Genomic DNA, 10,864 nt, shown 5'->3' with positions numbered 1-10,864 from the left:
ACCAAATCTCTGGCATCAATAGAGCAGTCTCATTGCCGGAGGTGCTAAAATGCGCATTCTTGGGGTTTTGCTCTGCCTTTTTACCCAGCCTGTTTGGGCAGAAGAACCGCTGTCGGGTTGGGCGGTATACCCATCAGGCAAAAGCTACGAAGAGCTTGTTGCGGACACCAAAACTGCAGTTAAGGAAAATGGTCTGATCGTGGTCACTCAAGCCGGTCCTACCAAGGCCGCTGCTGCTCGGGGCATCACCATTCCCGGCAACCTTGTGATTGGTGCCTTCAACAATGACTTCGCTGTGCGCGTACTGGAAACATCAACCCGTGCGATGATCGAAGCTCCGATCCGGTTCTACGTGACTGAGAACGAAGACGGCACTGCTACCCTTTCCTACAAAACACCCAGCTTTGTCTTTGCGCCCTATGTTTACGAGGGCGGCGAGCCATTGAGCGAAATCGCCGCGGAACTTGACACAAAGTTTCAGGCAGTGGCTGAATCCGCAGTCAAATAGTCACACTGACGTGAACCTGCTTGCGTCCGGGCGCGTCCTCCGCAATCTCCTTTGCAACGTGACTATCGGAGCTTGACTGATGCAGGACCTGTCCCCCCGCGCTGCGGACCTACTGGCGCAACGTCTCTATGAGGCCGGATGCCGCCACGCCTTTGGCATGCCCGGTGGAGAAGTCCTGACAATAGTCGATGCGCTGGAGCAAGCGGGGATTACCTTTCACCTGACCAAGCACGAAAACGCCGCCGGGTTTATGGCCGAAGCCGTTCATCACCGCGATGGCGCACCTGCGATTCTGGTCGCAACCCTCGGCCCTGGCGCCATGAACGGGATCAACGTAGTCGCCAACGCGCTGCAGGACCGGGTGCCGATGATCGTTCTAACCGGTTGTGTCGACGCAGATGAAGCGCTGACCTACACCCACCAGGTCATGGATCACTCGCAAGTCTACCGCTCAATCACCAAGGGGACTTTCACCCTAACCGCACAAGGCGCGGACATCGTTGCCGACAAGGCTGTTTCGCTGGCAAATCAGCCGCGCCCCGGCCCGGTTCACATCGACGTGCCGATTTCGGTCGCGGATATGCGGGTATCTGATTTTAAACGTCGGCGTCTGGTTAAGCCTGCGGCAGTTGCCCCCGAAGGAAACTGCGTGGAAAAGGCTCGCCGTTGGGTGGCCGAGGCCGAACGCCCCATCGCGATTGTGGGGCTGGACGTGCTTTACGACGACTCTCGCAATGTGGTGCAGGCGTTTCTGGAACACTTCAGCATTCCCTTCGTGACCACTTACAAGGCCAAAGGAGTAGTCCCCGAGGATCATCCTTTGTGCTTGGGTGGCGCCGGTCTTTCACCTTTGGCCGACAAACATCTGGTGCCTTTGGTCGAACAATCCGATCTGGTGCTTTGTCTAGGTTATGATCCCATCGAGATGCGTCCCGGCTGGCGCGAAATCTGGGACCCCGAGGAAAAGCGTGTCATCGATATCTCGGCCGTGGTTAATGACCACTACATGCATCAGGCTGGCTTGAATCTGGTGGCGCATACCGGCGCTACGCTTGAGGCCATCGCCAAGGGCAACCCCGCCCACGCGACATGGCCAAACGGTGAACCAGCACAAGTCAAGGCTGCATTGGCCCAAGCCTTTCCTGCCGACGATGAATGGGGACCGGCGGCAGTGATCGCAGAAACCCGTGCTGCTCTTCCGGCTGAAACACTAGCAACGGCTGACAGTGGCGCACATCGCATCTTGTTGAGCCAGATGTGGAACTGCCACGAAGAACGTGGCCTGATCCAATCTTCGGCCCTTTGCACCATGGGCTGCGCTGTGCCGATGGCCATTGGCTTGAAGCTGGCGGAACCAGATCGCCCGGTCATCAGTTTTTCGGGCGATGCCGGGTTCCTGATGGTTGCCGGAGAGCTCTCGACCGCGGCCGAAATGGGGGGCAACCCGATTTTTCTGGTGTTTGTTGATGCCAGCCTTGCGCTGATCGAGTTGAAACAGCGCCAACGTCAGATGGGTAACACGGGCGTGGATTTCGATCGCCACGACTTTGCTGCTATGGGTCGTGCATTTGGAGGCAACGGCCACACCGTACGCAACCGTGACGAGTTGCGTGCCGCTTTGAATGCTGCTGTCAAAGCTGACAGCTTTACCGTGATTGCCGCTGAAATCGACCGTGGAGGATATGATGGCCGGATCTGAAGGACCGCTAAAGGGCGTCAAGGTTCTGGACCTCAGCCGTATTCTGGCAGGGCCGACCAGCACACAATTACTGGGTGACTTGGGCGCCACTGTCATCAAAATCGAAAACCCGGCGACGGGCGGCGATGACACACGTCAGTGGGGCCCTCCTTACGTCGAGGATGCAGAGGGCAACCGCTCGGACCTGAGCGCATACTTTATGTCGACCAACCGCAATAAGAAATCTGTGGCCATCGACATCACCACGGCTGAAGGTCAGGCACAGGTTAAACGGATGGCCGCGCATGCGGACATTATGATCGAGAACTTCAAACCCGGCGGTCTGGCGAAATACGGGCTGGACTACGCAACGCTGTCAAAAGAGTTTCCCAGCCTCGTTTATTGCTCGATCTCGGGCTACGGCCAAACCGGGCCGAATGCCTCGAAGCCTGGCTATGATCTTATGGCCCAAGGATACGGTGGGATCATGTCACTGACCGGCGATCCCGAAGGCGCACCAATGAAGGTGGGAGTTGGCATCGCCGACGTGATGTGCGGAATGTACGCAACGGTTGGGATCCTCGCCGCACTGCGCCACCGGGATCAGACTGGTGAGGGGCAACAGATCGATCTGGCACTGGTCGACACACAGGTTTCGTGGCTGATCAATGAAGGCGTGAATTACCTAACCTCGGGCGACGTGCCTCAGCGGCGCGGCAACGGGCACCCCAACATCGTGCCCTATGACGTCTACGAAACAGCCGATGGCCATGTAATCCTGGCAGTAGGCAACGATGGTCAGTTCCGCCGCTTTTGCGAATTCATCAAACATCCGGAACTGGCGGAAGATCCGCGTTTCGCAACCAATCCGGCCCGGCTGGAAAACCGTGACGCGCTGAACGCGGTACTGCGTCCAACGGTTCAGAAATATGCTACAGACACTGTTATATCCGAGCTTGAAACACGCAAAGTTCCGGTCGGTCCAGTGCAATCACTGGATCAGGTTTTTGCCACTGATCAGGTCGCGGCACGGCAAATGCAGATCGCTATGCAGGCCGTACCAGGCGAAGTGAAATTGATCGGAAATCCGCTGAAAATGTCTCGCACGCCTGTAACATATCGCAGTGCTCCGCCAGTATTTGGGGCGGACACAGATACCGTTCTGAACGCTGAAAACCCCTTTGAAGATTGAAACACTACGCCTATTTCGGCGGCATGTTGCTGAAACATGCCGTTGAATCGGCGGTTTTTTTCACGTTTTCCACACACGGCCTTTCACCAATTCGAGAGCAGGGGCGATACTGATACGACGCCGCCAGAGTCTCTGCTAAATCGATTATTGTAGAACGTATCAATTGGATTGGACCGCACGCATGAAACAAGATGTTTTCGGACAGATGAACACTCTGAGCCAGTCGGCAAGTGTCGAGGCGTGGAATGGTGTTCTGCTTGGGTTCATGGCGCATTCGGCCACTACACCGCAACATCTGGGCAAAGTTCTTGAGCTTGAGCCCGACTTTGCGCTGGGGCATGCGATCAAAGGTTTGTTCATGGTGTTGCTTGGCCGACGTGAGATGATCGCGGTCGCAGTCGAAGCGTTGGCAACGGCAAACGCCGCGACTGAACGTCAGCCGATTTCCGCGCGCGAGCAATTGTACATTGATGCATTGGGGCTATACCTCGCGGACCTTCCTTCGCAGGCGATCCAGAAGTTCGAAGAAATCCTGCGAAGCCATCCGCAAGACACGCTGGCAATGAAACTAAGCCACGCAACACGGTTCGTTCTGGGTGATGCGGCCGGTATGCGTCGGTCGATCGAACGTGTGATGCCCGCCTATGAACCGGACCACGCCGGACGTGGCTATTTGCTGGGATGTCATTCCTTTGCACTGGAGGAGACGGGTGCATACGAAAAGGCCGAGATCGCTGGCCGGCAGGCTTTGTGGATGGTGTCGGATGATGCCTGGGGCTTGCATGCTGTAGCTCACGTGCATGAGATGACAGGCAACGCACAGTTGGGTCTGGATTGGCTGGCTGGGCGCGAAGACGCTTGGACGCACTGTAACAACTTCCGCTATCACGTTTGGTGGCACAAGGCGCTGATGCATTTGGATCTTGGCCAGGTCGATCAGGTGATGGAGTTGTACGATAACTACATCCGTCAGGACAAAACCGACGATTACCGCGACATTTCGAACGCAACATCGCTGCTGTCGCGGCTGGAACTGGAAGGCGTTGATGTCGGCAATCGTTGGGAAGAACTTGCTGATCTCAGTGCAGCCCGAACCGAGGATGGCTGCCTGATCTTTGCCGATCTGCATTATCTTCTGGCCCTGACTGGAGACAGTCGCACTGACGCGACCAACAAGATGTTGCAGCGCATCCAGAAGGACGCGCAGCGCAATCAGGGGGACACCCCGATCCGTATGTCCGACCCGGGCATCGCGGCCGCCAAAGGGCTTGAAGCCTTTGGCGATGGTTTGTATGGCGCCGCATTCGACTTTTTATCAAGCGCGCGCAATGGTATGCAGTTGGCAGGTGGCAGTCATGCCCAACGTGATGTATTCGAGCGCATCACAATTGATTCCGGTCTGCGCGCGGGCCGTCTGGATGCTGTCGAGCTCATCCTGGACGATCGCCGCGCCAAACGTGCCGGTGGCGAGGACAATTACGCTTTGGCGCGCCGCGCATTGATCGATGCGGCCCGCGACAACGGAGACGCACAAAGCGTCCCGGCTGAATAAAACAAAAAAAGACTAAGAAGGACAGAACTCGTATGGCGACTGTATCGCCCGCTTCTGATTTTGCGCCTGTGGCGGCCTCGACGGCTGCCCCTGCCCGCACGCGCGACCCGCGGTTGGATTTTTATCGCGGCATTGCGATGTTCATCATCCTGATCGCGCACATACCCAATGACCCGTGGGCCAAGTGGATTCCGGCCCGTTTCGGCTTCTCGGACGCGACCGAGATATTTGTGTTCTGCTCGGGCATGGCCTCGGCCATCGCCTTTGGCGGTGCGTTCTTACGCAAGGGCTGGTGGATGGGCACAGCCCGCGTGGCCTTCCGCATCTGGCAGGTTTATTGGGCGCATATTGGCCTGTTCTTTTTCGTCGCCATGTCAATGGCGGCCTTGGATCAAACAGGTTACTTTGAGAAAACATATATTTCTTCGCTCAACCTTCAGCATTTCTTCAACGATCCGGCACCTCAGATCGTAGGTCTGTTCACGCTGACCTATGTCCCGAACTACTTTGACATCTTGCCGATGTACCTGGTTGTTCTTGCGATGATGCCCTTTTTCATGGCCCTTTCGCGGATTGGGTTCTGGGCAGTCGCGACGACCTCGGTCCTGATCTGGCTGATCGCGCAATTCGACTACTTAGATCTTCCGGCCGAGCCTTGGTCAGACCGCCAGTGGTTCTTCAACCCATTCGGCTGGCAATTGCTATTCTTCACCGGTTTCGCTTTCATGCGCGGTTGGATTCCAGCTCCTCCGGTTTCGAAAACGCTGATTTGGGCGGCAGCTTTGTTCCTCATCCTCTCGATGCCGTTCGGCTCGTGGAAAGTCTTTAGCTGGATCAACGCGGCAGCCCCCGACTTGGCGGACGAAATCCGCAAAGTCTGGCCAATCACTAAGGAATTCCGCGACAAGTCCGATTTTGGCCTGTTCCGTTATCTGCACTTTCTGTCGCTAGCCTATTTGGGCTGGGTTATTGCAGGCGAACATGGCCATCGACTGATTGCCACCGGGCACAGCGCGGCAGCCAAGGTATGGCAAGCCCTGCTGACCGTTATCACCAAAGTTGGGCAGCAATCGCTGGCAGTGTTCGTTTTTTCCATGGCAGCAGCACGACTTATCGGCGTCGGACTGGACCTGAGTGGGCGGGATGTTGCCAGTGTCTTTATCGCAAACATGATTGGCTTTGCCATGATCATCGGCGTGGCCTATCTGGCCGCCTGGTTTAAGTCACAACCTTGGAAGTCGAAAAAATGAATTTCACACGTCGCGCATTTCTTGTCTCGACTTCGGCGCTCGCTTTTGCGCCCGCCACATTTGCCACTGGCGGTGAAACCCCGTTTGACCGCAATGACGTCATCGCTCTGGCCCGTGAACTGGCCAGCCAGCCCTTTGCAGAACGCGAGATGGTTCCACAGGAATGGCAGGACCTAACGTACCAGCAGTACCGCTCAATTCGGTTCCGACTAGATCGAGCGCTCTGGTACGAGACCGAGACCCCGTTCAATGTCGATTTTTTTACGCCGGGCTTGTACTTCCCGCGCACCGTTAAGGTTTCGACAGTTGAGGACGGTTTCGCAACGCCTGTCACCTTTGATCTCGGCATGTTCGACAAATCCGAGGACGTGCCAGAACTGCCGATAGATGACACTTTGGGTTTCTCGGGCCTGCGCCTGCGCACCGAGATGCATCGCCCTGGCAAGACTGATGAATTCTGCGTGTGGCAAGGCGCAAGCTATTTTCGGGCGATCGGGTTGCACGAAGTGTACGGCCTGTCGGCCCGCGGCCTTGCCCTGAAAACCGGCGACCCGGACGGCGAGGAATTCCCCGAGTTCATTCGCTTTTGGCTGGAACGTCCGAAACCCGGTCAGCGCGAGATGGTTGTTCATGCTCTGATGGACAGCCCCAGCGTGACAGGTGCCTATCGGTTTAACGTCACCGCGGGTTCAGACTGCGTGATGGATATCGAAGCAACCCTTTTCCCGCGCGAAGAGCTGACCCATGTCGGTATCGCACCGGGTACGTCGATGTTCCTGTTCGACCAAACCAATCACAGCCGTTTCGACGATTTCCGCCCTGCTGTGCATGACAGCGACGGCCTGTTGATCCGAAACGGTGCTGGGGAGATTCTTTGGCGACCTTTGGCCAACCCGACCCGGCTGCAGATTTCCTCTTTCGTTGATATGAATCCACGCGGTTTTGGGTTGATGCAACGGAAGCGCGAGTTCTCGGATTACGCGGATCTTGAAGCGAACTACCATAAGCGTCCCAGCCTCTGGGTCGAACCTGGCTCCGACTGGGGCAAAGGGTCCGTGACATTGGTCGAAATTCCGGCCGATCAGGAAATCTATGACAACATCGTCGCCTATTGGCGCCCAATGGAACCTTATGCGGCAGGCAGTCAGGTCGATCTCTCCTACCGTCTGATTTGGGGTGAAGAACCACAGCGCACGCCGATGCCGCGTGTGATCAATACGGCTATGGGTGAAAACACCTTTGGTGAAGGGCGTCTGGCCGTCATCGACTTTGAAGAAAGCGAGTTGTTCGACGACCCCGAGGCGATGACGATCTTTGTGAACTCTCCCCATGCCGAAACGTCTGATGGCGTACTGCAACGCAACCCCGACACCGGTGGTCTGCGATTGGCGTTTTCGTTCGAGCCGGGAGAGCGCAACCACGTTGAGCTGCGAGCGCAGTTACTAAAAGACAAACAGCCGGCCTCCGAAGTTTGGCTCTACCGTTGGACCGCATGACCCAAGATCTGCAAATCATGCCCCCAGCGGCGCCTTTGGCCATGCCTGAACAGGATTTCAGCGCAGGTTTCCGAGACGCGCAGGTTCCAAGGGGCAAGCGCCCCTCGGCCGGGTTTTGGCGCGCGCTGGCGTTTTCACCGGCAATGGCGGCCACGCTGGGCTTGCTCTGGGTCATGAGCGATTGGTTCGGGGCCGAAGGGATAAACCTGATCGAGGCCATCCTGTTGGCATTGATCTCGTTTAACTTCTTCTGGATTTCCTTCACGGTCTGCACCGTTTTGCTGGGCATGGCGTCCTTGTCACGGCAGGAACAGCCCAAACGTGAAACCCGACCACAGCCTTTGCGCGTCGCGCTTTTGACGCCCGTCTACAACGAAGTGCCTTGGAACGTTTTGGGCAACGCCCGAACGATGCTGGAAGACCTGCGTGCTCGAGGTGGCCAACATCACTACGCCATGTTCATTCTTTCCGACACCCGCGATCCAGAAATCGCCGCGCAAGAGCAGGCGAGCGTCGAGGCACTGCGCACCACTCTCGCCCCCGGGCTGGAGCTTTATTATCGCCGCCGTGAGGAAAACACCGATCGCAAGGTCGGTAACATCGCCGATTGGGTCAGTCGCTGGGGTGCCGATTGGGACGCGATGCTGGTGCTGGATGCCGACAGCCTGATGACCGGCCGGGCCATTACCCGCCTGACCGACGCATTGGCGCGTGATCCGGGTGCAGGCCTGATCCAAAGCTACCCGCAACTAATCGGTGCTCAGTCTGTCTTTGCCCGGATGCAGCAGTTCGCGAACGGTGTTTACGGCATCGCATTTGCCGAAGGTCTGGCCCGTTGGTGTGGTCAGGAAGGCAATTACTGGGGCCACAACGCGATCATACGAACGCGGGCTTTTGCCTCCAGCGCCGGTTTGCCAAAACTGCGGGCTTTCAATGGTCAGGAAAAGCTGATCATGAGCCACGATTTCGTCGAGGCCGGCCTTTTGCGCCGCGCCGGGTGGGGCGTGCGCTTCCTGCCGCGCATCCGAGGCTCGTATGAGGAAACGCCACCTACGCTGATCGACCACGCGTTGCGCGACCGTCGCTGGTGTCAGGGCAATCTGCAGCACCTAAAACTGCTGGGCTCAACGGGCTTCCGCGCCGTATCGCGGTTCCACATGTTCCACGGTGCAGTCGGCTATCTGATGTCGCCGCTTTGGTTTGCCTTGCTGGTAATGTGGGCATTGATCGGTCAGGGCGAGGATGCCTCGGTTCTGCATTACTTCAGCCCCGACAACCCTTTGTTCCCGCAATGGCCCGAGATGTCGGAAACCCGCCACGTCCTGATCATTCTTGTCATGTATGCGATGTTGCTTGCACCCAAAGTGCTGGGCGTTTTGGCCCTGCCCCTAAGCGGCGTTCGCTATGCGGAATTCGGCGGCGGATCCAAGTTCCTGACATCCTTCCTGGCCGAGGTGGTTCTCTCGATCCTCTATGCCCCGATCCTGATGGTTCAGCAGATGATCGCAGTGTTTCGTACCGCATTCGGAATTCAGAATGGTTGGTCCCCGCAAGCACGCGATGGCGGCACCTACAGCCTGCGCACCCTGATCCTGTGCCACACTTTGGAAACCATCAGCGGTGTCGCACTTAGCGTAGGTATTCTATCCGGTCTTGTATCGATTTGGTTGGCCCCGATCGCTATCAGCCTTGCGTTCGCCATCCCCCTCTCTGCGCTCAGCGGGGTCTCGGCCGGAGCCGCGCGGCGCATGGTCGGAATGAAAGAAGATTTCAATGAGCCTGCGATCACCCGCTCGGCCCGTCGTCATCGGAATGAACTGAAACGCCTGATTGAGGGCAAAGGCGTTATGACCCCGGCGGAGTAATCAACCGCCGGGCAGACCTTCGTACCAATCCACCATCATGTCTGCCCAACCTTTGGGTACGTTGTGTCCACCCGGGAACAGTGCGAACTCCAACGCGCTGCCTTCAGCGCAAGTGGTCCATCGGCGGCGCATGAAGTCGCCTGTGGTACTAAACCCGGTGGGCTTGGTATCGGCGCATTCGTTTACTTCGCGCCAGATTTCCAAGCCCGCAAAAATATCACCTTGGTGGAAACGTCCGCCACCAAGTATCCGCCCCTCTAACGGCACCACGTTGTCGGTCCAGCCATGTGTGTGGAACATCCGTACCGGACCTTCGCAGGCTTCGGGGTGCGGTCGCCAGAACCCACCGGACACCGGAACATACGCCGAAAATGTTTCCGGCGCAGCACAGGCCAAATAGTAGACCATGAATGCCCCGGCCGAGAAACCACCCAAGACAACACGATCCGAGTCGACTCCAAAGCGATCCGAGGCATCCTGTGCGGCTTCGGTCAAAAAGGCGGCTTCATCGCGCCCTTCCCACCCAGGAAAGAAATTCCAGCTTTGACGACCATTCCTCTCAGACCCTTCAGGTGCCATTACCGCATAGCCTCGTGCCAACAAAGGCTCGACCATACTGCGGTTTTTTAGCGTGCCGGTTGCCGTTCCACCGTAACCGTGCAGGAACACCACCAGTGGCGGGTTTTCCGACTCAGGCAATTCAATGTGATACCCGCCCGAAGCCGTTTCGCACATGCCCACTTGATCAGCGCAAGCGGCAAAGCTCATCTGCCCGATCAATGTGAAACTGGCAGCCAGAGCCGCTTTACGGATCATTCTGCTCTCCCTTCGTCGCGCAAGACCGGCAAACCGGCACGCACCCAGCCTGGCCCTGCAGCAGAGCCCAACATCCCTTCAGGAACATCTATAACATTCGTGAAACCGGCCTCAGTCAACAGGTTGCTCAGCCGAGCCGAACGCACACCACGGGCGCAAATCAACGCCACGGGCGCATTCCGATCTCCTTTGGTCAGCTGAATAAGCGCTTGCTCAAAATCATCGCGTCGCATGTCCAGCGGGTTTGCGCCCTCACCCACACCAGTTGCTTGCCATTCTCGCGGCGTACGAATGTCCACCAATACAATATCGCCCGCCAGCGCCTGTTGGTGTGCTTGGCCCACAGTCAGCTGACCTCCAGCATAAACCGGAGGTATCAGTCGGTACTCACGAATTGCAAACCCACCGAGCACTACCGCGCCACCGCCCAAAAGCATCCATCGACGCGTTCGGTTCGTCTTTTTAGCCAATTGGTTTTCTCCCGATCCGACGACGCTGTGTTTACCA

General features: G+C 57.3%; 9 protein-coding genes. 7 read left to right on the top strand and 2 right to left on the bottom strand.

Going from position 1 to position 10,864, the window contains the following annotated elements; genetic code table 11:
- Nucleotides 1–49: 49 nt before the first annotated feature.
- The 7 genes from ACR0EO_RS00240 (at nucleotide 50) to mdoH (ending at nucleotide 9,541) form a co-directional block, all read left to right on the top strand.
- Nucleotides 50–508, top strand: a complete 459-nt coding sequence (locus tag ACR0EO_RS00240; protein WP_480686388.1) for a DUF302 domain-containing protein — start codon at nucleotides 50–52, stop codon at nucleotides 506–508.
- A 79-nt stretch (nucleotides 509–587) separates the two neighbouring features.
- Nucleotides 588–2,207: a thiamine pyrophosphate-binding protein gene (locus ACR0EO_RS00235; protein WP_480686387.1), complete on the top strand. Its 1,620-nt coding sequence runs from the start codon at nucleotides 588–590 to the stop codon at nucleotides 2,205–2,207.
- Nucleotides 2,194–3,378, top strand: coding sequence for a CaiB/BaiF CoA transferase family protein (locus ACR0EO_RS00230; RefSeq protein ID WP_480686386.1), 1,185 nt, complete (start codon nucleotides 2,194–2,196; stop codon nucleotides 3,376–3,378). The genes ACR0EO_RS00235 and ACR0EO_RS00230 overlap by 14 nt, the downstream gene beginning before the upstream one ends.
- Before the next feature lie 181 nt (nucleotides 3,379–3,559).
- Nucleotides 3,560–4,930 carry a tetratricopeptide repeat protein gene (locus ACR0EO_RS00225; protein ID WP_480686385.1) on the top strand — a complete coding sequence of 457 codons (1,371 nt, stop codon included), beginning with the start codon at nucleotides 3,560–3,562 and terminating at the stop codon, nucleotides 4,928–4,930.
- Nucleotides 4,931–4,962: 32 nt separating this feature from the next.
- On the top strand, nucleotides 4,963–6,180 hold the full coding sequence (locus ACR0EO_RS00220; RefSeq protein WP_480686384.1) for an OpgC family protein: 1,218 nt from the start codon (nucleotides 4,963–4,965) through the stop codon (nucleotides 6,178–6,180).
- Nucleotides 6,177–7,676, top strand: a complete 1,500-nt coding sequence (locus ACR0EO_RS00215) for an OpgD/OpgG family glucan biosynthesis protein (RefSeq protein WP_480686383.1) — start codon at nucleotides 6,177–6,179, stop codon at nucleotides 7,674–7,676. Before ACR0EO_RS00220 ends, ACR0EO_RS00215 begins: the two co-directional genes overlap by 4 nt.
- Nucleotides 7,673–9,541, top strand: a complete 1,869-nt coding sequence (mdoH, locus tag ACR0EO_RS00210) for a glucans biosynthesis glucosyltransferase MdoH (RefSeq protein ID WP_480686382.1) — start codon at nucleotides 7,673–7,675, stop codon at nucleotides 9,539–9,541. Before ACR0EO_RS00215 ends, mdoH begins: the two co-directional genes overlap by 4 nt.
- Here the strand turns inward: mdoH and ACR0EO_RS00205 are convergent, their stop codons facing one another.
- Together ACR0EO_RS00205 and ACR0EO_RS00200 are read right to left on the bottom strand one after the other, a co-directional pair.
- Complete coding sequence (locus ACR0EO_RS00205) at nucleotides 9,542–10,357, bottom strand: CE1 family esterase (RefSeq protein ID WP_480686381.1); 816 nt, start codon at nucleotides 10,355–10,357, stop codon at nucleotides 9,542–9,544.
- Entirely contained in the window at nucleotides 10,354–10,794 is a 441-nt protein-coding gene (locus tag ACR0EO_RS00200) for a rhodanese-like domain-containing protein (RefSeq protein WP_480688197.1), read from the bottom strand. The genes ACR0EO_RS00205 and ACR0EO_RS00200 overlap by 4 nt, the downstream gene beginning before the upstream one ends.
- Nucleotides 10,795–10,864: the final 70 nt, after the last annotated feature.

The sequence above is a fragment of the Ruegeria sp. BE9 genome, from assembly GCF_056538765.1.
The sequence above is the reverse complement of the archived record's forward strand: the minus strand, read 5'-3'. Positions and strand labels throughout refer to the sequence as shown.

Coding starts and splice junctions, on each gene's coding strand:
- ACR0EO_RS00240 (WP_480686388.1), top strand. CDS start 50: ATGCGCATTCTTGGGGTTTTGCTCTGCCTTTTTACCCAGCCTGTTTGG.
- ACR0EO_RS00235 (WP_480686387.1), top strand. CDS start 588: ATGCAGGACCTGTCCCCCCGCGCTGCGGACCTACTGGCGCAACGTCTC.
- ACR0EO_RS00230 (WP_480686386.1), top strand. CDS start 2,194: ATGGCCGGATCTGAAGGACCGCTAAAGGGCGTCAAGGTTCTGGACCTC.
- ACR0EO_RS00225 (WP_480686385.1), top strand. CDS start 3,560: ATGAAACAAGATGTTTTCGGACAGATGAACACTCTGAGCCAGTCGGCA.
- ACR0EO_RS00220 (WP_480686384.1), top strand. CDS start 4,963: ATGGCGACTGTATCGCCCGCTTCTGATTTTGCGCCTGTGGCGGCCTCG.
- ACR0EO_RS00215 (WP_480686383.1), top strand. CDS start 6,177: ATGAATTTCACACGTCGCGCATTTCTTGTCTCGACTTCGGCGCTCGCT.
- mdoH (WP_480686382.1), top strand. CDS start 7,673: ATGACCCAAGATCTGCAAATCATGCCCCCAGCGGCGCCTTTGGCCATG.
- ACR0EO_RS00205 (WP_480686381.1), bottom strand. CDS start 10,357: ATGATCCGTAAAGCGGCTCTGGCTGCCAGTTTCACATTGATCGGGCAG.
- ACR0EO_RS00200 (WP_480688197.1), bottom strand. CDS start 10,794: ATGCTTTTGGGCGGTGGCGCGGTAGTGCTCGGTGGGTTTGCAATTCGT.